Genomic DNA, 24,015 nt, shown 5'->3' with positions numbered 1-24,015 from the left:
CACAGATCAAAGCACTCATCCTCGCAGTATCCATGGCGACTCCCGCCGCTTTCGCCGCCGATTTACCGGGCAAAGGCGTGGTCGTTAAACCGTTGCAAAGCACCATTGCAGAAGAAACTTTCCAGACCGAACTGGTTAACCGCGCGCTGGAAAAACTGGGCTACGACGTTCAGCAAACCGGCGAAGTGGATTACAACGTGGCGTATACCGCCATCGCCAGCGGTGATTCCACTTACATGGCTGTGAACTGGGATCCGCTGCAAAAAGATATGTATGCCGCCGCCGGTGGCGACCAGAAATTTTACCGTCAGGGCACCTTTATTGGCGGCGCGGCGCAGGGTTATCTGATCGACAAAAAGACCGCCGAAAAATACCACATCCACGATTTGTCGCAGCTGAAAGACCCGAAAATCGCCAAACTGTTTGACGCCGACGGCGACGGCAAAGCCGATATGGCCGGGTGTAATCCGGGCTGGGTCTGCGGTCAGGTGATCAATACGCAAATTAAAGCGTACGGCCTGAGCGATACCGTGACGCAAAACGAGGGCAACTATTCGGCCATTATCGCCGATACCCTCACCCGCTTTAAATCCGGCAAACCGGTGCTGTATTACACCTGGACACCGTACTGGGTCAGCAACGAAATGAAACCGGGCAAAGACGTGGTCTGGCTGACGGTGCCGTTCTCGGCGAATCCGGGTTCACTGAAAGACATGGATACCACGCTGCCGAACGGCAAGAACTATGGCTTCCCGGTCAATAACGAACACATCGTGGCGAACAAAGCCTGGGCGGAGAAAAACCCGGCGGCCGCGAAGCTGTTCGCCATCATGAAACTGCCACTGGCCGACGTGAATGCGCAAAACCTGCGGATGCATGAAGGGGAATCGTCTTCTGAGGATATCCAGCAACACGTTGATGGCTGGATCAAAGCACATCAGGCGACCTTCGATGGCTGGATCAAAGAAGCTGCCGCTGCAGCAAAATAACGCATGATAAAATCTGAGGAATTTATGAAAAAGACAGGAATCTGGGCGGTTGCCGCCCTCACAACATTTGCCACAGCCACCACCTTCGCCGCCGATTTGCCGGGTAAAGGGGTCACCGTGACACCTATCCAGAGCACCATCAGTGAAGAGACATTTCAGACCGAGCTGGTGAATAAAGCGCTGGAAAAACTGGGCTATGACGTTCAGCCGACCCGCGAAGTCGATTACAACGTCGGCTACACCACCCTTGCCGCCGGTGACGCGACCTTTACCGCCGTCAACTGGTCGCCGCTGCATGATGAAATGTACAAAGCCGCCGGTGGCGACAAGGTGTTTTATCGTGAAGGTACCTACGTGACCGGTGCCGCGCAGGGCTGGCTGATCGATAAGAAAACCGCCGAGAAATACCACATCACCAATATCGAACAGCTGAAAGATCCGAAACTGGCGAAACTGTTTGATACCAACGGTGACGGCAAAGCCGATCTGACCGGTTGTACGCCGGGCTGGGGCTGTGAAGCGGCGCTGAATGAGCAGCTGAAAGCCTACGGTCTGGAAGACACCGTGACCCACAATCAGGGTAACTACTCTGCGATGATCGCCGACACCATCACCCGTTACAAAGAAGGGAAACCGATCTTCTATTACACCTGGACGCCGTACTGGGTCAGCAATGTCCTGATCCCGGGCAAAGACGTGTTGTGGATGCAGGTGCCGTTCTCGGTAGTGCCGGGGGATAAAAACGCCGATACCAAACTGCCAAACGGCAAAAACTACGGTTTCCCGGTGAGCACCATGCATATCGTGGCGAACAAAGCCTGGGCTGAGAAAAATCCGGCGGCGGCAAAACTGTTTGCCATCATGAAACTGCCGCTGAAAGACATCAATGCGCAGAACGCCGCTATGCATGCCGGTAAAAATTCAGAAGCCGATATCGATGCACAGACCGACGGCTGGATCAAAGCCCACCAGGAACAGTTCGACGGCTGGGTAAAAGAAGCCGCCGCAGCAGCAAAATAACGCCGTTACAGACTCAGTAAGACCAGCGGGCGGGGAGAAATCTCCGCCCGTTTTTTTGTGTGAACATGTCTATTACAAAATCAGATAGTTGCCATTAAAACTATTCATTGGTTTAATATTTCAACCAAAACGATAATCGTCTTTCGCATTTCCCTGCTCCTTCAATAAGATCCGTTAAGTCTCATTATGAAAAAAACGACCACACATTCTCCGCTCAGCCCGGCGCTGATTATTCTGATGGCGGTGGCCACCGGGCTTGCCGTCGCCAGTAACTATTATCCGCAACCGCTGCTCGACACCATTGCGCGTGCGTTCAGCCTGTCGGTCAATCAGGCCGGTTTTATTGTGACTGTGGCGCAGCTCGGTTACGCCTGCGGCCTGATGTTTATCGTGCCGCTCGGCGATATGTTTGAACGTCGCGGGCTGATTGTGCTGATGACTCTGCTTTCCGCTGCCGGATTGCTGATCACCGCGATGGCACCGACGCTGACCATCATGCTGGTCGGGACGGCGCTGACCGGACTGTTCTCCGTCGTGGCACAAATTCTGGTGCCGCTGGCCGCCACACTGGCGGAGCCGGAGCGTCGCGGTAAAGTCGTCGGGCTGATTATGTCCGGCCTGCTGCTGGGCATTCTGCTGGCGCGAACCGTTGCCGGTGCGCTGGCGTCGCTGGGCGGCTGGCGGACGGTGTACTGGGTCGCCAGTGGGCTGATGATCGTGATGGCGCTGGTGCTGTGGCGTAAGCTGCCAAAGCATCATCAGAAAACCGATCTGAATTATCCGCAGTTGCTGAAATCCATTTTTACGCTGTTTATCCATACGCCGGTATTACGCACCCGTGCGCTGATTGGCATGTTCTGCTTCGCCAACTTCAGCATTCTGTGGACGTCGATGGCGTTCCTGCTGGCGGGTCCGGCCTATCACTATTCTGAAGGCGTCATTGGTCTGTTTGGCCTGGTGGGTGCTGCCGGGGCGCTGGCGGCGACCCGTGCAGGCAATCTGGCGGACAAGGGCAAAGCGCATCTGACCACCACGGTCGGGCTGGTGCTGTTATTGCTGTCGTGGGCCGCCACTGCGTACGGGCAGCACTCAGTGATTTCGCTGATTATTGGCATCATCATTCTGGACCTTTCGGTTCAGGGAGTGCATATCACCAACCAAAGTGTGATTTATAAAACCCTGCCGGAAGCGCGTAACCGCCTGACCGCAGGTTACATGACGACATACTTTATTGGCGGTGCAGTGGGTTCCCTGGTATCCGCTTCGGCCTATCAGGCGGCGGGCTGGTACGGGGTCTCGGCAGCAGGCACCCTCATGTGTGTGCTGAATTTACTGGTCTGGTGGAAAGGCCATAAGTACACGCTGGCCTGATAACGTACGAAACTACATCAGGAGGGAACCATCACCCCTCCTGATTAGCTTGCGAATAATCATTGGAGAAATTTATTTGAACCAAAGGGTGTTAACGATACTTACAGTCTGGTAATGTTTACGCCATGAATTATTCGCCGGCAACCATCCGGTTTCACAATGTTTTAAACACCCATGCAAACCAATCCAGATCTCGAAGCACCCGACCCCGTCCGTGTTTCCACCTTCGCACAAGGTATTACCGATAGCCTGCCCATTGTGATTGGCTATGTGCCTGTCGCGTTTGCCTTCGGACTCAGTGCAGTCAAACTGGGTTTCACTCCCGCTGAAAGTCTGCTGTTTTCCATTCTCATCTATGCTGGCGCCAGCCAGTTTGTGATCACCGCGCTGCTCAGTGCCGGGATGTCGTTATGGGTTTCCGCCCTGACCGTGATGGCGATGGATGTGCGTCACGTGCTGTACGGCCCGTCGCTGCGTAACCGGCTGGTGAGCAAACTCAATGGCAGAAAAACCGCACTCTGGGCATTTGGCCTGACCGATGAAGTGTTCGCGGCCGCCACCGCCAAACTGATCCGCGATAAACGCAGCTGGAGCGAAAACTGGATGTGCGGCATTGCGCTGTCTTCCTGGCTTTCGTGGGTGTTCGGCACCGCCATAGGTGCGCTGTTCGGTAATGGTCCGCTTGAGAATTTCCCGGCCATCGAAGCCGCACTCGGCTTTATGTTACCGGCGCTGTTCCTGAGTTTTCTGCTGGCGGCGTTTAAGCGCCAGCAAAGCCTGGTGTTTGTTGCCTCGCTGGCCGGTGCGCTGGGCGGGCTGCTGTTCGGGTCGATCCCCGCCGCCATCGGTTGCGGTCTGGGCGCGGGGTGCATTGCGGCCCTGCTGCAACGTCCGGTATCCCCTTCTGCCACGGAGATCACCTCAGATGAGCACTGATGTCATTCTGGTGTGTCTGCTGGTCGGCACCGTCAATTATCTGTTCCGGTATCTGCCTTTGCGTCTTGGCGCACGACAGAAATCAGGACTGAAAAGTGGCCCGTTATCCCGCGTGCTCGACAGCATTGGTATCGCCTCAATCTGCGCGCTACTGGTGGTGTCAAGCACGCCTGAAATCCTGCGCGATCCGCAAAAACTGCTGCCCTCACTGGCCGGTTTTGTGGTGCTCGCGCTGATTTTCTGGCGAACCAAAAGCATCATTATTGCCACACTGACCGGCGCTGTGGTGTACGGCCTGGTGTTCAAGGTGATGCTGCTGGCGGGATGAGGCTATTTTTTACCGTAAAGCAACAACCGGGCAAACTCTGCCTAATACATTAAACATCGAATAATTCACCGGAGTTATGAATAACACTAATTGCTAAAGAATTGGTGATTCATGACATTGATATTATTAATTACCGTCGTTACTATGTCATTCGTAACTAATGAGGCTTCTCATATGGACAGTTCATTCGCGCCAATTGAAAACATGTTAAATTTCCGGGCTAAGAAGCAAAAAGATTTCCCTTATCAGGAAATTCTGCTGACCCGCCTGTGTATGCACATGCAAAGTAAATTGCTTGAAAACCGTAATAAAATGCTGAAAGCACAAGGGATTAATGAAACGCTGTTTATGGCGTTACTGACTCTTGATGCGCAGGAAAGTCACAGCATTCAGCCTTCTGAGCTAAGCTCTGCGCTGGGTTCTTCACGCACCAACGCCACCCGTATTGCGGATGAGCTGGAAAAGCGCGGATGGATCGAACGCCGTGAAAGCGATAACGACCGCCGGTGCCTGCATTTGCACCTGACGCCCGACGGTGAAGCCTTTATTCAGAAGTTACTGCCGCCTCAACATAAGAGCCTGCATTTTCTCTGGTCGACCTTAGACGCCGATGAACAGAAGCAGTTAGAAACCCTGACGCGCAAACTGTTAACCCGCCTTGATCAGATGGATGCGACAGCACTACAACAATTCTAGATTTCAGTTCAGGTAAACCACACATGTCACTCCAAGCTCGCCGGAGGCTTACGCCGCTGTTTGCCGTTTTGATATTGGCTGGCTGCGCCTCCGGTAATAATATTGCTCCTCAGTCGTCGCTGCTGGATACGCAACAGCTTCATCTGCAGCAGGCAAAAGTCAGTTCCCTGACCCTCGGCCCTCAGTGGTGGCGCAGTCTGAATGACCCGCAACTCGATAATCTGATGACCACGACGTTGCAGAATTCGCCTTCATTGCGTCAGGCCGCCGCCCGCGTGCGCGAAGCGCAAAGCGTGATGGGAGAAGCCAATGCCGCCAATGGCCCTTATCTGGATTTGAATGGTTCAACGCGTCGTGAACGTGTGGCAAAAAACACGATCCCGCCGTTCCTGACCAGCTATCCCGAAGCGCCAATTTACGACAGCAGCAACAGCCTCGGGCTGAATCTGAGCTATGAGTTTGACTGGTGGGGGAAATACCGCAATCAGGTGAATGCCGCGAAAGCACAGGTGGACTCCGCCCGTGCCGAACAGGCTGAAGCCGCTCTGACGCTGACCAGTTCTGTGGCGTCAGCCTATTATGCGTTGCAGGCCAATCTTGCTTTGCAGGATGTTCTGCAACACGAAGTGGATAACAATCAGCGTCTGGCCGATTTGCGCAAAGCGCAGTATCAGGCAGGCGTGTACGGCATTGAAATTCCGCAACAAACCCAGGCGCAGGCCGACAGCGCCAAACAACAGATCATCAATCTGAAATCGCAGACAGAACAGCTGCGACATCAGCTTTCTGCGCTGGCCGGACGTGGCCCGGATGCAATGGACGGACTGCACGCCGTGGCGCTGCCTTCCCCTGACGCGCTGGCACCGAAAGCGGAGCTGACGCTGGATTTACTCGGCAAACGCCCGGACATCGCTGCACAGCGTGATCTGGTGGAATCCTGGTCCCAGCGTGTCAGTGCCGCGAAAAAAGAATTTTATCCCAGCCTTTCCATCAGTGCCTTCGGCGGTCTGACGACCACCAATTACGGCGGCACCAGCCCGAATCTGTTTGAAGCGGCCAGTACCGCCTGGAATATCGCGCCCGCCATTTCGCTGCCGATTTTCCACGCCGGTGCACTGCGCTCCAAACTGGGCGAAGAGTCCGCGTTATATGACCAGTCTGTTGAGTCGTATAACCAGACCATCCTGAACGCCATCCAGCAAACTGCGGATGCCATTACTGTCTCGAAAAGCAGCGCTGAACAATTGCAGCAGGCGTCTTCTGCCGCTAAATCGCTGGATGAGGTGTATCGCGTTTCGGATGCAAGATACAACGCTGGCGTCATCGGACGGGATGAGCTGTTAACCAGCCAGTCAGCGCTTCTGCAACAACAACAGGCGCAACTTACGGCCAGCAGTCAGTTGATGCAGGCAAAAATCAGTCTCATCCGTGCGCTTGGGGGTGGCTATCAGGCCCCGGCTGCGGACCAAAAATCATAATAAAAGACTCAGTGTGGAGAAGACCATGAGCGCAAATGCCGATACTCAGGCAACGCCGCAAGCTCCGAAAAATAAGAAGAAAACGCGCAAAGTCGCGATGCTCTTGTTAACCGGGATTTTCATTATTATTGCCATCGCCTACCTGTTCTACTGGCTGCTGGTGTTACGTCATTTCGAGTCCACCGACGATGCGTATGTGGCCGGTAATCAGGTTCAGATTATGGCGCAGGTGTCGGGTAGCGTGACCGACGTCAATTTCGACAGCACCGACTTTGTGAAAAAAGGTGACGTGCTGGTGACCATCGACCCGACCGATGCAGAGCAGGCGTTCGAACGCTCAAAAACGGCGCTGGCGAACAGCGTGCGTCAGACGCATCAGTTGATCATCAACGGTAAACAATATCAGGCCAATATCGCGCTGCGTCAGACGCAACTGCAACAGGCGCAGACTGACCTCAAGCGCCGCATCGTGCTGGGTAATGTCGATGCGATTGGCCGTGAAGAACTGCAACACGCCCGTGACGCCGTCGATACCGCGAAAGCGCAATACGATGTCGCCGTTCAGCAATACAACGCCAATCAGGCGATGATTCTGGATACGCCGGTCGATAAGCAGCCGCAGGTTCTTCAGGCCGCCGCTCAGGTGCGCGATGCATGGCTTGCCCTGCAACGCACCAAAGTCCGCAGCCCGATTGACGGTTTCGTCTCACGTCGTGCCGTACAGATTGGTCAGCAAATTAGCCCGACAACCTCCCTGATGGCCGTGGTTCCGGCGCATCACATCTGGGTCGACGCTAACTTTAAAGAAACCCAGCTGGCAAATATGCGTATTGGCCAGATGGCGACCGTGGTCAGTGACATGTACGGCGATGACGTGAAATATCACGGCAAAGTCGTCGGTATGGACATGGGCACCGGCGGCGCGTTCTCGCTGTTACCGGCACAGAATGCCACCGGCAACTGGATCAAAGTGGTTCAGCGCCTGCCGGTGCGTATCGAACTTAACGATCAGGAAGTGGCTGAACATCCGCTGCGTATCGGTTTATCGACGCTGGTAACGGTTGATACGCAGAATCGTGAGGGTCTGGTGCTGGCCGATAAAGTCCGCAGCGAACCGCTGTATCAGACGACCGCGCTGACACTGGATCTGGCACCGGTCAACGCCATTATTGCTGACGTTATCCATGCCAATGCAGGCTAAAACATCCGGAGGCCTTCGTGGCAAATAAACCGCTGGTAGGCGCCCCGCTGGCCTGGATGACGGTGGCTTTGTCTTTGGCTACCTTTATGCAGGTGCTGGACTCGACGATCGCCAACGTGGCGATCCCGACCATCGCCGGGAATCTGGGTGCCTCGAACTCGCAGGGCACCTGGGTTATCACGTCGTTCGGGGTGGCGAATGCCATCTCAATCCCGATCACCGGCTGGCTGGCAAAACGCATTGGTGAGGTCAAACTCTTCCTGTGGTCAACGGTGCTGTTTGCAATTGCATCGTGGCTGTGCGGTATGTCGACCAGCCTGGAAATGCTGATTTTCTTCCGTGTGGTGCAGGGCGTGGTGGCAGGTCCGCTGATCCCGCTTTCGCAAAGTCTGTTACTGAATAACTATCCGCCAGCCAAGCGAAGTACCGCGCTCGCGCTCTGGTCGATGACGGTGATCGTCGCCCCGATCTGCGGGCCGATCCTCGGCGGGTATATCAGTGATAACTATCACTGGGGTTGGATCTTCTTTATCAACGTGCCGATCGGTATTGCGGTGGTGTTCCTGACGCTGAGAACACTGAAGGGCCGCGAAACCGCCACGCAGATCAGACCCATCGACAGTGTCGGGCTGGTGCTGCTGGTGCTGGGTATCGGTGCCTTGCAGGTGATGCTCGACCGGGGTAAAGAACTCGACTGGTTTAACTCGACGGAAATTATCGTGCTGGCGGTCGTGGCAGTGGTCGCGCTCTGTTTCCTTGTGGTCTGGGAACTGACCGACGACCATCCGATCGTCGACCTGTCACTGTTTAAATCGCGAAACTTCACCATTGGCGTGCTGTGTATCAGCCTGGCCTACATGCTCTACTTCGGCGCGATTGTCCTGCTGCCGCAGCTATTGCAAGAGGTCTATGGGTATACCGCCACCTGGGCCGGTCTGGCGTCCGCGCCGGTAGGGATTTTACCGGTACTGATGTCGCCGATTATCGGGCGTTTCGCGCACCGTCTGGACATGCGAAAGCTGGTGACCTTCAGCTTTATCATGTACGCCTACTGCTTCTTCTGGCGTGCATATACGTTCGAACCGGGGATGGATTTTGGCGCATCAGCGTGGCCGCAGTTTATTCAGGGCTTCGCGGTCGGCTGCTTCTTTATGCCACTGACCACCATTATTCTGTCCGGCTTACCGCCTGAACGTATGGCGGCGGCATCGAGTTTGTCGAACTTTATCCGTACGCTGGCCGGTTCGATTGGTACGTCGATCACCACAACCCTGTGGTCGAACCGTGAATCGCTGCACCACGCGCAGCTGACGGAAAACATCACGCCGTTTAATCCGGCGGCGACGCAGACCTATCAGCAGCTCGAAGGCATCGGGATGAGCCATCAGCAGGCATCAGGCTGGATAGCGCGGGAGATCACGAATCAGGGACTTATCATCTCTGCCAATGAGATTTTCTGGTTATCCGGCGGCGCATTCCTGGTGCTGCTGGTCTTGATCTGGTTCGCCCGACCGCCATTCACCAGTGGTGGCGGAGCCGGTGGCGCGCACTGAGTCAGGTATTCCCTGAATGTCAGAAAGCAAAACGGACGCATTATGCGTCCGTTTTTTATGGCTGAAACCGGGCAATTATGCCTGGTTCTGACGCCACCATTCTGCCAGCAAAATACCGGATGCCACGGAAACGTTGAGGCTTTCCACTTTGCCGGTACCACCGATTGACACGCTCAGGTCGCCCTGTTGCCAGGCGCTGTCAGACAAACCGTCGCTCTCTTCACCCAGCACCAGCACCATTTTGGCCGGTAACTGTGCTTTGCCCAGCGCCGTACCTTTATGGCTGGACGTGGTCACGATGGTGTATCCCGCGTTACGGAAGGTTTCCAGCACTTCAAGGAAGTTATCCGCGCTGATGGCTTTAACGTGTTCCGCGCCGCCTTCCGCGGTACGGACTGCCGCGCCAGATTCCAGCTGAGCCGGATCCTGAACCATCATCCCGTTGATACCAAAATGCGCACAAGAACGCATGATACCGCCGAGGTTATGCGGGTTACCGACGTTTTCCAGCGCCAGTACGCAGTCTTTCGCCGGAGCCGTTTGCAGATAGGTTTCTGCATCCAGACCCTGACGTTTTTTGATCAGGAAACACACGCCGCCGTGGTGTTCGGTACCGGACGCTTTCGCCAGTTCGTCATCTTCAACCACATGGTAGGCTTTGCGGTTCGCCGCCATCCAGCGCAGTGCTTCACGAAAACGCGGGGTCACGGATTGCACAAACCATGCACGGACGATAGCGTCCGGACGGCTGGCAAACAGGGCCTTACAGGCGTTTTCGCCATACACGCGGGTTTCTTCCTGACGCTGACGACGCAGCTGTTCAGGATCGATAAAGCTTTTGCCGCTGATACCGCCGTGATCCGGGACGGATTCATCCGCCGGTGGACGGGAGACCGTTTTCCACGGCGAAGAGTACGGGCCGTCGTCGTCACGCGCAGGACGACGCGGGCGATCATCACCACGGCGTGGTGCCGGGCCGCGGGAATCACCACGGGAATCGCTGCTGCGACGCTCATTGCGGCGGGCATCGTCTGGACGGGAACCCTGGCGAGGTTTATCGCCCGGACGTCCTTTATTGTTAGAAGGACGTTTATCGTTATTGCGGTTATCGCCGTCGTCGTCACTACGGACGTACATCACTTTGACTTTGCCGTTCTTGCCACTGAATGAATCGTTCATTTTTCTCTCCACCTACGCGCAGGGCGCGAAGATTACCTGATGTCTGTGAGCTACGCCACAGGCTTTGGACCAAAAGCTAAAAACTATCGTAATCATTGAATAAACCACGTTGTTTACGTGACGTACCAACCCCATACTTACAACATACAAGCAACATATCAGCCGTGTTCTTTACCGTTTTTAAGGATAAAACCGGGGTTGTGGTTGATACCATTCTCACGTTAAGCAATGTAGAGGCTATTTTATGAATACGGTTTGTTCATCATGTCAGTCCACCAACCGCCTGCCTGAGGATCGTATCGACGACGGCGCAAAATGCGGTCGCTGCGGTCATGCACTTTTTGAAGGCGATGTGGTTCACGCAACCGCTGCCACGCTGGATAAATACCTGCAGGATGATCTGCCGGTGGTCATCGATTTCTGGGCACCGTGGTGTGGACCTTGCGTTAACTTCGCGCCAATTTTTGAAGATGTGGCTCAGGAACGCGCCGGTAAAATCCGCTTCATCAAGGTGAACACCGAAGCTGAACCTGAACTGAGCGCGCGGTTCCGTATCCGCAGTATTCCGACCATTATGGTGTTTAATGAAGGCAAAATGGTCGATATGTTGAGTGGTGCCATGCCTAAAGCGCCGTTCAACAACTGGCTTAATGAATCATTGTAACGCATAAGCCATCATAAAGCCCTGCCGAAGGCCCGTCACCGCACGGGCCTTTTTCCGTTCAGAACACAAGCCACTTGCCTGCTGCTGCCGGGCGATTAGAATAGCCGTTTTTCGCATACCGGAATGCCTATGTCAGACAACGCCGTCCTTCGCCTGCGTGAGCAGCGTTTAGCCCGATCCACCCGCCCTTTTCTTGCGCGTGGTTCACGGGCCATCCGCTGTCAGTCGTGCCTGTTACCCAAACGTAACTGCATCTGCGCCACCCGCGAAATCCATCAGGCCGCCAGCCGTTTTTGTCTGGTGATGTTTGACACTGAGCCGATGAAACCGAGCAATACCGGCCGGTTAATCGCAGATGTCTTGCCGGATACTCAGGCATTTTTGTGGTCACGCACGCAAACCGATCCGGCGCTGCTGGAAGCGATTGCCGACCCGGAACGTCAGGCTTACGTGGTGTTTCCGGCTTCTTTCGCCGAACCGCCGCGTCAGGTGTTTACCGACGTGCCGGCAGGCAGCAAACCGCCTTTGTTCATTATGCTCGACGGCACCTGGAACGAAGCCCGCAAGATGTTCCGCAAAAGCCCGTATCTGGATAATCTGCCGGTTTTCTCTCTCGATGTAAGCGCCAGCTCCGGCTATATCCTGCGTGAAGCCTCACGCCCGGAACTGCATTGCACCGTCGAAGTGGCCGCCGCATTGCTGGAAAAAGCCGGTGATCTCGACGCCTCGGCAGGCCTTTCACGCCACTTTACCCATTTCCGCACCCAGTATCTGGCCGGGAAACCCCATCATCCGGTGCATCAGCTCACAGCAAAGAACGAAGAAAGCCTCTAGAATCATGGGAAGATGATGAACCGGAGACGTTATGAGTCAGCGCGGACTGGAAGCCTTATTACGACCTGAATCTATCGCGGTCATTGGCGCGAGCAATAAACCGGGGCGGGCCGGATATCTGATGATGCGTAATCTGCTCGACAGCGGATTCAATGGCCCCGTGCTGCCGGTTACGCCCGCTTATCGCGCGGTGTGCGGCGTACTGACCTGGCGGGATGTCGCCAGTCTGCCGATGTCGCCCGATCTCGCCATTCTCTGTACCCACGCTGACCGTAATCTTGCGCTGCTCGAACAGCTCGGTGAGCGGGGCTGTAAAACCGTCATTGTGCTTTCCTCACAGCCGCAGCAATTCGCCGATCTGAAAACCTGCGCCCAGCGTTTTTCGATGCGCCTGCTCGGCCCCAACAGTCTGGGTATTCTCGCACCCTGGCAAAAACTGAATGCCAGTTTTTCACCCGTGCCCATTCTTCCCGGCAAGCTGGCGTTTATTTCGCAATCGGCGGCCGTCGCCAATACCATTCTCGACTGGGCACAGCAGCGCGCCGTGGGTTTTTCCTATTTCGTGTCGCTGGGTGACAGCCTGGATATTGATGTGGACGACCTGCTCGATTTCCTCGCCCGCGACAGTAAAACCAGCGCCATTCTGCTGTATCTGGAACACATCAGCGATGCGCGGCGTTTTCTTTCCGCCTCGCGCAGTGCATCCCGTAATAAACCGATTCTGGTGATCAAAAGTGGTCGCAGCGGTCAGGCGCAGCAATTACTCAACAGCCCGCTGAGCCTCGATGCCGCCTATGATGCAGCGATCCAGCGCGCCGGTTTGCTGCGCGTGCAGGATACCCATGAATTGTTTTCCGCCGTCGAAACCCTGAGTCATATGCGGCCTTTGCGGGGTGAGCGTTTACTTATCATCAGTAACGGTGCCGCTCCGGCTGCCATGGCGTTGGATCAGTTGCTTGCCCGTAACGGCAAACTGGCGAAACTGAGTGATGAGACCTGTAAAACACTGAGTGCCGTTCTGCCTGACAATATCGCCGTCTCGAATCCGCTGGATTTACACGATGACGCCACGCCAAAGCTCTATCAGGCGGTAATGACCGCACTGCTCGACAGCACCGATTACGATGCGCTGCTGGTGATCCACGCGCCCAGCGCAGCGGCACATGGCACAGTGACCGCCAGTCATCTTATTGACGCCGTCCAGAAGCATTCACGCGGCAAATACATCACGCTGCTGACCAACTGGTGCGGGGAGTTTTCGTCGCAGGAAGCCCGCAAGCTGTTCACCGAAGCCGGGATCCCGACCTACCGCACGCCGGAAGGCACGGTGACCGCGTTTATGCACATGGTGGAATATCGCCGCAACCAGAAACAGCTGAAGGAAACCCCGGCGCTTCCGGCGGATCTGGAACAAAACACCGATCAGGCGCATCAGCTGATCGCCCGGACGCTGGCGGAAGGCACCACGCAACTGGATACGCATGAGGTCCGGGCGATATTGCAGGCGTACGGCATGAATGTGCTGCCGACATGGATTGCCAGCGACAGTGCCGAAGCCGTTAATATCGCCAGTCAGGTGGGTTATCCGGTGGCACTGAAATTGCGCTCCCCGGATATTCCGCATAATTCTGAAGTTCAGGGCGTCATGCTGTATCTGCGTACACCGGCCGAAGTTGAGCAGGCCGCCAACGCTATTTTTGACCGCGCCAGACAGGCTTTTCCGCAGGCAAGGATCCAGGGACTGCTGGTGCAAACCATGGCGAACCGGCCTGGGTCGCAGGAACTCCGTGTGGTGGTCGAACAGGATCCGGTCTTCGGCCCGCTGATCATGCTGGCCGAAGGCGGTACTGACTGGCTTCCTGAAAGACAGGCGGTGATTTCCCTGCCACCGCTGAACATGACGCTGGCGCGTTATCAGGTGGTTCAGGCGCTCAAAAGCGGCAAAATCCGCGGCCGCAATGCCCTGCATCCTCTGGATATTCCGGCACTGAGTCAGTTGCTGGTGAATGTTTCGAACCTGATTATCGATTGCCCGGAAATCCAGCGACTGGATATCCATCCCCTGCTGATTTCCGGCAGTGAACTCAGCCTGCTGGATGTGTCGATGCAGCTGTCAGCGCAGGGAACGGCATCAGGGCTGGCGATCCGCCCCTACCCGCGTGAACTGGAAGAGCGCGTGATACTGAAAGACGGCTCACCCGCATTGTTCCGGCCTATCCTGCCGGAGGACGAGCCGCTGCTGAAAGCGTTTATACTGAAAGTAACCAAAGAAGATCTGTATTACCGCTACTTCAGTGAGATCAATGAGTTCACGCATGAAGATTTAGCGAACATGACCCAGATCGACTATGACCGGGAAATGGCCTTCGTCGCCATTCGCACTGTGAATAATGAAAACGAAATTATTGGCGTCACCCGGGCGGTCTCAGACCCGGATAATATTGATGCTGAATTCTCGGTACTGGTGCGGTCGGATCTGAAAGGTCTGGGACTCGGAAGGCGACTGCTTGATAAGATGATCCATTACGCGGCAGAGCACGGCCTGCAACGTCTGACCGGCATTACCATGCCCAATAACCGTGGCATGATCACGCTGGCCAGAAAACTGGAATTCGACGTCGATATTCAGATCCAGGACGGCATTGTGAACCTCTCACTGACACTGGAAAAGACCCGCATTTCACAGCAGAAAACCGTGAGCCTGCGCCATGAACAGGCAAAAGATGCGCACATGGGACAGGACTAATGGTATTATCGACCGATTGTGCGGTTACCATCGTCTGCTTGTGCCGCTAAAGCCATTACATGAAGAGAGAAGAAGCGCACTGTGATGTTGTCAAAATTTAAACGTAATAAACATCAACAACACCTTGCTCAACTGCCTAAACTCCCCCAAACGGTTGATGCTGTAAAAACGCTCTACTGCCCTGCAGATTTCCGTAAGACGCTGCTCGAAGCCATTGCTCACGCCACCCAACGGATTTATCTGGTCGCGCTCTATTTAGAGAACGATGATGGCGGTCGTGATGTTTTGTCGGCGCTCTATGCCGCTAAGCAGCAGCGTCCGGAACTGGAGATTTGTGTGCTGGTTGACTGGCACCGCGCTCAGCGTGGCCGCATTGGCGCGGCTGCAGCAAATACCAATGCTGACTGGTATTGTCGCATGGCTAAAGAGCACCCTGAGCTTTCCGTGCCGGTGTACGGCGTTCCGGTCAATACCCGTGAAGCGTTGGGCGTTTTGCATCTCAAAGGCTTTGTGATTGACGATCAGGTGATTTACAGCGGTGCGAGCCTCAATGATGTTTATCTGCATCGCCATGAAAAATACCGCTACGACCGCTATCAGTTACTGACCAACGCACCGCTGGCAAATACCATGATCGACTTTATGAAAAAATCGATCCTGACCGCGGCTGCCGTTCAGCGCCTTGATCGTGAAGATCGCCCAAAAAGCATTGAGATCAAAAACGAAACGCGTCAGTTCCGCCAAAACCTCCGCACCAGTGGATATCATTTCAAGGACAGCGCAGGAAATGATGAGCTGGCGGTGACGCCGATTGTCGGTCTTGGGAAGCAGAATGAGCTGAACCGGACTATCCACCATCTCATGGCCAGTACGGATCATAAGCTGACGCTGTGTACGCCTTATTTCAATATGCCTGCCATGCTGGCACGCAATATTATTCATCTGTTGCGACGTGGAAAGCAGGTCGAAATTATCGTCGGTGATAAAACCGCGAACGATTTTTACATCCCGCAGGATCAGCCGTTTAAAATTATCGGTGCCTTGCCGTATTTGTACGAGATTAACCTGCGTCGCTTCCTGAGCCGTTTACAACGTTTTGTTGACAGCGGACAGCTGATAGTTCGCCTGTGGAAAGACGGCGATAACAGCTATCACCTCAAGGGAATGTGGGTGGATGACCGCTGGCAGCTGATCACCGGAAATAACCTCAATCCCCGCGCCTGGCGTCTGGATCTTGAGAATGCCATTCTTATCCACGATCCGCATAAAGAACTCGCAGAAGCGCGACATAAAGAGCTGGAAGAAATTCGCCAGCATACGCATGTGGTTTCTCATTATATGGAACTGGAAAGTATTCCAAATTACCCGGTTAAAGTCCGTAAGCTCATCCGGCGCCTGCGCAGAATACGTATTGACAGATTAATCAGCCGGATCCTGTAATTGGCTATACTGAAAGCCTGATTATTCTGATCGGGCTTTTTTTTATCTGGAATTCCACGTTATGACTCAACGTTCTATTGTGACCTTCAGATTATCTTTTATCGCGCTGATATTGGGATGCAGCGGATGTACCCATTATGCGAATGATCCGTGGACCGGAAAAGATAAGGCAGAACATTTTGTCGGTTCAGCAGTATTAGCCGCAGCAGGCACGGCCTACGGTGATCATCAGGGTTGGAATGAAGCGCGCAGCCGTTCATTCGGACTGCTGTTTTCTGTCGGGCTCGGCGCAACCAAAGAGCTGTACGACAGCCGGGAAGGAGGCAGTGGCTGGAGCTGGAAAGATTTCGCCTGGGATATTGCAGGTGCCGCCACCGGGTACAGCGCGTATCATCTGACCCGTTATTAAAAGTGCGTCCCTGCACTTTCTTTTGCGTAAATTACAGCTGTATTTCCTTACCTTTGCGATGCAATTTCATCGAAACAATCAACGCGATGAAGCACATTACGCAGACATACCAGAAAAAGACTTCCTCTATATTCCAGGATTTAAATGTCAGCGCGACATATTCCGCCGAGCCGCCAAAAACAGCATTCGCCACCGCATACGATAATCCCACGCCTAGTGCCCTGACTTCCGGCGGGAACATTTCTGCCTTTAATAATCCGCTGATTGAGGTATAAAAACTGACGATCAGCAGCGCCAAAACAATCAAGCCAAACGCGATATAAGGGCTGGTAACGGTTTGCAAAATATATAAAATCGGGATCGTGAATACGGTCGCCAGCCCGCTGAATATCAGCATTGAACTGCGGCGACCTATTTTGTCCGACAGTCCGCCAATAATGGGCTGTAAACACATAAAGACAAATAAGGCGACAGTCATTAATGCGCTGGCGGTTTTGGTATCCATTCCGGCAGTATTCACCAGATATTTTTGCATATATGTCGTGAAGGTATAGAACGTCAGAGAGCCTGCCGCCGTAAATCCCAGTACCATCATGAACGCTTTTTTATGCTTCCATAATCCTGAAAGCGTACCTGCATCTTTGTGTTCACGGGTCTGTTTATCCGACGTTTCATTCAGTGAACGACGCAGGAATAAGGCGACGACAGCCAGCACAGCACCCAGTGCAAAGGGAATCCGCCATGCCCAGGATTTGAGTTCATCATTCGAGAAGATTTGCTGCAATATTACCAACACCAGAAGAGCCAGTAATTGCCCGCCAATCAGCGTCACATATTGAAAAGAAGCATAAAAGCCGCGTCGGCCTTTAATCGCCACTTCACTCATATACGTGGCACTGGTGCCGTATTCCCCACCGACAGAAAGCCCCTGAAACAGACGGGCGATGAGCAATAAGATGGGTGCCCAGCTACCTATCGTCGCGTAGGTAGGCAAACAGGCGATGACCAGTGAACCGCAGCACATCATGCAGACCGAAATCATCATTGAATTCTTGCGGCCGTGTTTATCGGCGATATAGCCAAATAACCATCCGCCAATAGGACGCATAAAGAACCCGGCAGCGAAAACACCCGCCGTTTGTAATAACTGAGTTGTGCTGTTTCCGCTGGGGAAAAATGAAGAGGCAAAGTAGAGCGAGCAAAAAGAGTAGACGTAGAAATCAAACCATTCCACCAGATTTCCTGAAGATGCCCCCACAATAGCGAAAATACGTTTCTTCTTATCTTGCTGATCGTGATGATCAGGCTGGGATCCCAGAGTATCCATCATATTACTTTCTCCTGACAACGCTCACTCGGAATGTGTGAGGCTGCTACTTATTATTCGATTAGAAATATTGAGTTAAGCAACGAATGAATACATAAGGGAAATTAATTTGGTTATTACCTGGAGTTGCGTCGTTTTTTGTGACGGGAAGCGCGATTAAGGCTGTATTAGTCGTCAAATCCCCCATAGCAAAAAGCCCTGTACGTCAGTACAGGGCTTTCCACTTATTTGATGCCTGGCAGTTGATGACCCACTCCGTGGCTCACCCTTCGGGCCGTTGCTGCGCAACGTTCAAAAGGCTTTGCCTTTTGTCCTGCTCTCTTCTCGTGTAGCCAACCACCTGATAGCAGTAAAGCCAAAAGCCCCACACTTTCGTGCGGGGCTTTTAGCTTTATTTGATGCCTGGCAGTTCCCTACTCTCGCATGGGGAGACCCCACACTACCATCGGCGCTACGGCGTTTCACTTCTGAGTTCGGCATGGGGTCAGGTGGGACCACCGCGCTACTGCCGCCAGGCAAATTCTGTTTCATTCATACCGCATCGTGTCATGAGTTCTCACCACACACCGCCATACGAACCAATCTCGGAACAATCAGCTGAAAATCTACTTCAAAGTCTCTGCTAAAACACCTTTGGTGTTGTAAGGTTAAGCCTCTCGGGTCATTAGTACTGGTTAGCTCAATGCATCGCTGCACTTACACACCCAGCCTATCAACGTCTTAGTCTTAAACGTCCCTTCAGGTGGCTTAAAGCCACAGGGAAGACTCATCTCGAGGCAAGTTTCGCGCTTAGATGCTTTCAGCGCTTATCTTTTCCGCATTTAGCTACCGGGCAATGCCATTGGCATGACAACCCGAACACCAGTGATGCGTCCACTCCGGTCCTCTCGTACTAGGAGCAGCCCCTCTCAATCTTCCAACGCCCACGGCAGATAGGGACCGAACTGTCTCACGACGTTCTAAACCCAGCTCGCGTACCACTTTAAATGGCGAACAGCCATACCCTTGGGACCTACTTCAGCCCCAGGATGTGATGAGCCGACATCGAGGTGCCAAACACCGCCGTCGATATGAACTCTTGGGCGGTATCAGCCTGTTATCCCCGGAGTACCTTTTATCCGTTGAGCGATGGCCCTTCCATTCAGAACCACCGGATCACTATGACCTACTTTCGTACCTGCTCGAGCCGTCACTCTCGCAGTCAAGCTAGCTTATGCCATTGCACTAACCTCACGATGTCCGACCGTGATTAGCTAACCTTCGTGCTCCTCCGTTACTCTTTAGGAGGAGACCGCCCCAGTCAAACTACCCACCAGACACTGTCCTCACCCCAGATTATGGGGCCGAGTTAGAACATCAAACATTAAAGGGTGGTATTTCAAGGTTGGCTCCACGCAGACTGGCGTCCACGCTTCAAAGCCTCCCACCTATCCTACACATCAAGGCTCAATGTTCAGTGTCAAGCTATAGTAAAGGTTCACGGGGTCTTTCCGTCTTGCCGCGGGTACACTGCATCTTCACAGCGAGTTCAATTTCACTGAGTCTCGGGTGGAGACAGCCTGGCCATCATTACGCCATTCGTGCAGGTCGGAACTTACCCGACAAGGAATTTCGCTACCTTAGGACCGTTATAGTTACGGCCGCCGTTTACCGGGGCTTCGATCAAGAGCTTCTCCTTACGGATAACCCCATCAATTAACCTTCCGGCACCGGGCAGGCGTCACACCGTATACGTCCACTTTCGTGTTTGCACAGTGCTGTGTTTTATTAAACAGTTGCAGCCAGCTGGTATCTTCGACTGGCTTCAGCTCCGGGAGCAAGTCCCTTCACCTACGCGCCAGCGTGCCTTCTCCCGAAGTTACGGCACCATTTTGCCTAGTTCCTTCACCCGAGTTCTCTCAAGCGCCTGAGTATTCTCTACCTGACCACCTGTGTCGGTTTGGGGTACGATTTCGTGTTACCTGGAGCTTAGAGGCTTTTCCTGGAAGCTTGGCATCAACTACTTCACCACCGTAGTGGCTCGTTATCACGCCTCAGGGTTAAAGTAATCCGGATTTACCAGGACTACACCCCTACACGCTTGAACCGGGACAACCGTCGCCCGGCTAGCCTAGCCTTCTCCGTCCCCCCTTCGCAGTAACACCAAGTGCTGGAATATTAACCAGCTTCCCATCGACTACGCTTTTCAGCCTCGCCTTAGGGGTCGACTCACCCTGCCCCGATTAACGTTGGACAGGAACCCTTGGTCTTCCGGCGTGCGGGTTTTTCACCCGCATTATCGTTACTTATGTCAGCATTCGCACTTCTGATACCTCCAGCAAACCTCACAGTTCACCTTCGACGGCTTACAGAACGCTCCCCTACCCAACAACACCTAAGTGTCGCTGCCGCAGCTTCGGTGCATGGTTTAGCCCCGTTACATCTTCCGCGCAGGCCGACTCGACCAGTGAGCTATTACGCTTTCTTTAAATGATGGCTGCTTCTAAGCCAACATCCTGGCTGTCTGTGCCTTCCCACATCGTTTCCCACTTAACCATGACTTTGGGACCTTAGCTGGCGGTCTGGGTTGTTTCCCTCTTCACGACGGACGTTAGCACCCGCCGTGTGTCTCCCGTGATAACATTCTTCGGTATTCGTAGTTTGCATCGAGTTGGTAAGCCGGGATGGCCCCCTAGTCGAAACAGTGCTCTACCCCCGAAGATGAGTTCACGAGGCGCTACCTAAATAGCTTTCGGGGAGAACCAGCTATCTCCCGGTTTGATTGGCCTTTCACCCCCAGCCACAAGTCATCCGCTAATTTTTCAACATTAGTCGGTTCGGTCCTCCAGTTAGTGTTACCCAACCTTCAACCTGCCCATGGCTAGATCACCGGGTTTCGGGTCTATACCTTGCAACTTGACGCCCAGTTAAGACTCGGTTTCCCTACGGCTCCCCTATACGGTTAACCTTGCTACAAAATATAAGTCGCTGACCCATTATACAAAAGGTACGCAGTCACCCAACAAAGTAGGCTCCCACTGCTTGTACGTACACGGTTTCAGGTTCTATTTCACTCCCCTCGCCGGGGTTCTTTTCGCCTTTCCCTCACGGTACTGGTTCACTATCGGTCAGTCAGGAGTATTTAGCCTTGGAGGATGGTCCCCCCATATTCAGACAGGATGTCACGTGTCCCGCCCTACTCATCGAACTCACAACGTATGCATTTTTGTGTACGGGACTATCACCCTATACTGTGCGACTTTCCAGACGCTTCCACTAACACATACCCTGATTCAGGTTCTGGGCTCTTCCCCGTTCGCTCGCCGCTACTGGGGGAATCTCGGTTGATTTCTTTTCCTCGGGGTACTTAGATGTTTCAGTTCCCCCGGTTCGCCTCATTACACTATGTATTCATGTAATGATAATGTGTCGAAACACACTGGGTTTCCCCATTCGGGTATCGTCGGGTATAACGGTTCATATCACCTTGCCGACGCTTTTCGCAGATTAGCACGCCCTTCATCGCCTCTGACTGCCTAGGCATCCACCGTGTACGCTTAGTCGCTTAACCTCACAACCCGAAGGTGTCTTAAAGACAACATCGCGCTGCGATTATTTGAGAGACTCTGTTACAGACTAATCCATCACTCAGTACTTCTACGGAGAGTGATGTTCAGCTGTAAACTTTCAATTTTCAGCTTGTTCCAGATTGTTAAAGAGCAATATCTTAAACACGACTCATTAAAGTCATCTTTAAGTTATTTTCTGTTCATAAAAGAACAGTTGATAATGTCTTTCACACATTATCGGAGTGGCGTCCCCAAGGGGATTCGAACCCCTGTTACAGCCGTGAAAGGGCAGTGTCCTAGGCCTCTAGACGATGGGGACACGAAAATTCCGTACCAGACCACATACATGGTTTGGCACTTTTCGTATCAGCGTAAGGTTGCCCTCACTGCATCAACAGGTGCTCTTGCTCATTAATTTCATCAGACAATCTGTGTGGACACTGCACAATGCGTATCTTTAGGTAAGGAGGTGATCCAACCGCAGGTTCCCCTACGGTTACCTTGTTACGACTTCACCCCAGTCATGAATCACAAAGTGGTAAGCGCCCTCCCGAAGGTTAAGCTACCTACTTCTTTTGCAACCCACTCCCATGGTGTGACGGGCGGTGTGTACAAGGCCCGGGAACGTATTCACCGTAGCATTCTGATCTACGATTACTAGCGATTCCGACTTCATGGAGTCGAGTTGCAGACTCCAATCCGGACTACGACATACTTTATGAGGTCCGCTTGCTCTCGCGAGTTCGCTTCTCTTTGTATATGCCATTGTAGCACGTGTGTAGCCCTACTCGTAAGGGCCATGATGACTTGACGTCATCCCCACCTTCCTCCGGTTTATCACCGGCAGTCTCCTTTGAGTTCCCACCATTACGTGCTGGCAACAAAGGATAAGGGTTGCGCTCGTTGCGGGACTTAACCCAACATTTCACAACACGAGCTGACGACAGCCATGCAGCACCTGTCTCAGAGTTCCCGAAGGCACTAAGCTATCTCTAGCGAATTCTCTGGATGTCAAGAGTAGGTAAGGTTCTTCGCGTTGCATCGAATTAAACCACATGCTCCACCGCTTGTGCGGGCCCCCGTCAATTCATTTGAGTTTTAACCTTGCGGCCGTACTCCCCAGGCGGTCGACTTAACGCGTTAGCTCCGGAAGCCACGCCTCAAGGGCACAACCTCCAAGTCGACATCGTTTACAGCGTGGACTACCAGGGTATCTAATCCTGTTTGCTCCCCACGCTTTCGCACCTGAGCGTCAGTCTTTGTCCAGGGGGCCGCCTTCGCCACCGGTATTCCTCCAGATCTCTACGCATTTCACCGCTACACCTGGAATTCTACCCCTCTACAAGACTCTAGCTTGCCAGTTTCAAATGCAGTTCCCAAGTTAAGCTCGGGGATTTCACATCTGACTTAACAAACCGCCTGCGTGCGCTTTACGCCCAGTAATTCCGATTAACGCTTGCACCCTCCGTATTACCGCGGCTGCTGGCACGGAGTTAGCCGGTGCTTCTTCTGCGAGTAACGTCAATGTTCAGTGCTATTAACACTGAACCCTTCCTCCTCGCTGAAAGTGCTTTACAACCCTAAGGCCTTCTTCACACACGCGGCATGGCTGCATCAGGCTTGCGCCCATTGTGCAATATTCCCCACTGCTGCCTCCCGTAGGAGTCTGGACCGTGTCTCAGTTCCAGTGTGGCTGGTCATCCTCTCAGACCAGCTAGGGATCGTCGCCTAGGTGAGCCATTACCTCACCTACTAGCTAATCCCATCTGGGCACATCCGATGGCGTGAGGCCCGAAGGTCCCCCACTTTGCTCTTGCGAGGTCATGCGGTATTAGCTACCGTTTCCAGTAGTTATCCCCCTCCATCAGGCAGTTTCCCAGACATTACTCACCCGTCCGCCGCTCGCCGGCAAAGTAGCAAGCTACTTCCCGCTGCCGCTCGACTTGCATGTGTTAGGCCTGCCGCCAGCGTTCAATCTGAGCCATGATCAAACTCTTCAATTAAAAGTTCGATTTGCTTCAACAAGTGAAGCGATGCTCAAAAATTAACTTTCGTAGTACTCTTATAGTTGAACAAGTCAACTAAATGAATTACTGCTTGGTCACTCTTTAAGACTTGATATTTTTTGCCACCGAGGTGGCTGATATCGTCTTGTGAGTGCCCACACAGATTGTCTGATAAATTGTTAAAGAGCAGTGAGTTGCGCGCTTTCGCTTGCTAACTCGAGGTGGCGTATATTACGCTTTCCTCATTCAGTGTCAACCGTTTATTTCATCCGGTCATCACTGTTTTTAAT

16 protein-coding genes, 1 tRNA gene and 3 rRNA genes are annotated in these 24,015 nt (G+C 53.4%); 14 read left to right on the top strand and 6 right to left on the bottom strand.

The window, feature by feature from the left end:
• Positions 1-32: 32 nt before the first annotated feature.
• The 9 genes from proX (J9880_RS11350) to emrB all read left to right on the top strand — a co-directional run bounded on the left by proX (J9880_RS11350) (position 33) and on the right by emrB (position 9,572).
• Positions 33-989, top strand: coding sequence for a glycine betaine/L-proline ABC transporter substrate-binding protein ProX (gene proX, locus J9880_RS11350; RefSeq protein ID WP_408637235.1), 957 nt, complete (start codon positions 33-35; stop codon positions 987-989).
• Between the two features lie 24 nt (positions 990-1,013).
• Positions 1,014-2,009, top strand: coding sequence for a glycine betaine/L-proline ABC transporter substrate-binding protein ProX (gene proX, locus J9880_RS11345; protein WP_095925211.1), 996 nt, complete (start codon positions 1,014-1,016; stop codon positions 2,007-2,009).
• A 186-nt stretch (positions 2,010-2,195) separates the two neighbouring features.
• Positions 2,196-3,380, top strand: coding sequence for an MFS transporter (locus J9880_RS11340; RefSeq protein WP_195818108.1), 1,185 nt, complete (start codon positions 2,196-2,198; stop codon positions 3,378-3,380).
• 174 nt (positions 3,381-3,554) lie between these two features.
• On the top strand, positions 3,555-4,316 hold the full coding sequence (locus J9880_RS11335) for an AzlC family ABC transporter permease (RefSeq protein ID WP_095923417.1): 762 nt from the start codon (positions 3,555-3,557) through the stop codon (positions 4,314-4,316).
• On the top strand, positions 4,306-4,644 hold the full coding sequence (ygaH, locus tag J9880_RS11330; RefSeq protein WP_095923419.1) for an L-valine transporter subunit YgaH: 339 nt from the start codon (positions 4,306-4,308) through the stop codon (positions 4,642-4,644). The genes J9880_RS11335 and ygaH overlap by 11 nt, the downstream gene beginning before the upstream one ends.
• A gap of 174 nt (positions 4,645-4,818) precedes the next feature.
• Positions 4,819-5,340, top strand: coding sequence for a transcriptional repressor MprA (gene mprA, locus J9880_RS11325; RefSeq protein WP_095923421.1), 522 nt, complete (start codon positions 4,819-4,821; stop codon positions 5,338-5,340).
• 23 nt (positions 5,341-5,363) lie between these two features.
• Positions 5,364-6,818 (top strand): efflux transporter outer membrane subunit, encoded by a 1,455-nt coding sequence (locus J9880_RS11320; RefSeq protein ID WP_095923423.1) that lies wholly within the window; start codon positions 5,364-5,366, stop codon positions 6,816-6,818.
• A 25-nt stretch (positions 6,819-6,843) separates the two neighbouring features.
• The gene (emrA, locus tag J9880_RS11315) at positions 6,844-8,019 is read left to right on the top strand and encodes a multidrug efflux MFS transporter periplasmic adaptor subunit EmrA (protein WP_095923425.1); all 1,176 of its coding nucleotides are present in this window, start codon (positions 6,844-6,846) and stop codon (positions 8,017-8,019) included.
• Positions 8,020-8,075: 56 nt separating this feature from the next.
• Positions 8,076-9,572, top strand: coding sequence for a multidrug efflux MFS transporter permease subunit EmrB (gene emrB / locus J9880_RS11310; protein WP_229921262.1), 1,497 nt, complete (start codon positions 8,076-8,078; stop codon positions 9,570-9,572).
• A 75-nt stretch (positions 9,573-9,647) separates the two neighbouring features.
• Here emrB and J9880_RS11305 read toward each other — a convergent pair whose 3' ends face one another.
• Positions 9,648-10,751, bottom strand: a complete 1,104-nt coding sequence (locus J9880_RS11305) for a tRNA/rRNA methyltransferase (protein WP_095923430.1) — start codon at positions 10,749-10,751, stop codon at positions 9,648-9,650.
• Between the two features lie 244 nt (positions 10,752-10,995).
• On the opposite strand from J9880_RS11305, the gene trxC reads away from it, so the two are divergent.
• From trxC to J9880_RS11275, 5 genes are all read left to right on the top strand, one after another.
• Entirely contained in the window at positions 10,996-11,415 is a 420-nt protein-coding gene (gene trxC / locus J9880_RS11300; protein ID WP_232769336.1) for a thioredoxin TrxC, read from the top strand.
• 129 nt (positions 11,416-11,544) lie between these two features.
• Positions 11,545-12,249 (top strand): tRNA-uridine aminocarboxypropyltransferase, encoded by a 705-nt coding sequence (locus J9880_RS11295; RefSeq protein ID WP_095923432.1) that lies wholly within the window; start codon positions 11,545-11,547, stop codon positions 12,247-12,249.
• A 31-nt stretch (positions 12,250-12,280) separates the two neighbouring features.
• The gene (locus J9880_RS11290) at positions 12,281-14,995 is read left to right on the top strand and encodes a bifunctional acetate--CoA ligase family protein/GNAT family N-acetyltransferase (RefSeq protein ID WP_232769335.1); all 2,715 of its coding nucleotides are present in this window, start codon (positions 12,281-12,283) and stop codon (positions 14,993-14,995) included.
• A gap of 84 nt (positions 14,996-15,079) precedes the next feature.
• Entirely contained in the window at positions 15,080-16,435 is a 1,356-nt protein-coding gene (gene pssA / locus J9880_RS11280) for a CDP-diacylglycerol--serine O-phosphatidyltransferase (RefSeq protein ID WP_162928559.1), read from the top strand.
• 61 nt (positions 16,436-16,496) lie between these two features.
• Positions 16,497-16,844 (top strand): YfiM family lipoprotein, encoded by a 348-nt coding sequence (locus J9880_RS11275; RefSeq protein ID WP_095923439.1) that lies wholly within the window; start codon positions 16,497-16,499, stop codon positions 16,842-16,844.
• Between the two features lie 31 nt (positions 16,845-16,875).
• On the opposite strand, the gene J9880_RS11270 is transcribed toward J9880_RS11275, so the two are convergent.
• From J9880_RS11270 to J9880_RS11250, 5 genes are all read right to left on the bottom strand, one after another.
• The gene (locus J9880_RS11270) at positions 16,876-18,174 is read right to left on the bottom strand and encodes an MFS family transporter (protein ID WP_119822929.1); all 1,299 of its coding nucleotides are present in this window, start codon (positions 18,172-18,174) and stop codon (positions 16,876-16,878) included.
• 397 nt (positions 18,175-18,571) lie between these two features.
• Positions 18,572-18,687: ribosomal RNA gene (gene rrf, locus J9880_RS11265) — 5S ribosomal RNA — on the bottom strand.
• A 127-nt stretch (positions 18,688-18,814) separates the two neighbouring features.
• Positions 18,815-21,721, bottom strand: a 23S ribosomal RNA gene (locus J9880_RS11260).
• A gap of 241 nt (positions 21,722-21,962) precedes the next feature.
• Positions 21,963-22,038 (bottom strand) — tRNA-Glu (locus J9880_RS11255).
• Positions 22,039-22,181: 143 nt separating this feature from the next.
• Positions 22,182-23,722 (bottom strand): 16S ribosomal RNA (locus tag J9880_RS11250).
• The 16S, 23S and 5S rRNA genes sit together here with 1 tRNA gene alongside, the layout of an rRNA operon.
• Positions 23,723-24,015 lie beyond the last annotated feature (293 nt).

The organism is Rahnella victoriana, assembly GCF_021276285.1.
Classification (GTDB): Bacteria; Pseudomonadota; Gammaproteobacteria; order Enterobacterales; family Enterobacteriaceae; genus Rahnella; species Rahnella victoriana.
The sequence above is the reverse complement of the archived record's forward strand: the minus strand, read 5'-3'. Positions and strand labels throughout refer to the sequence as shown.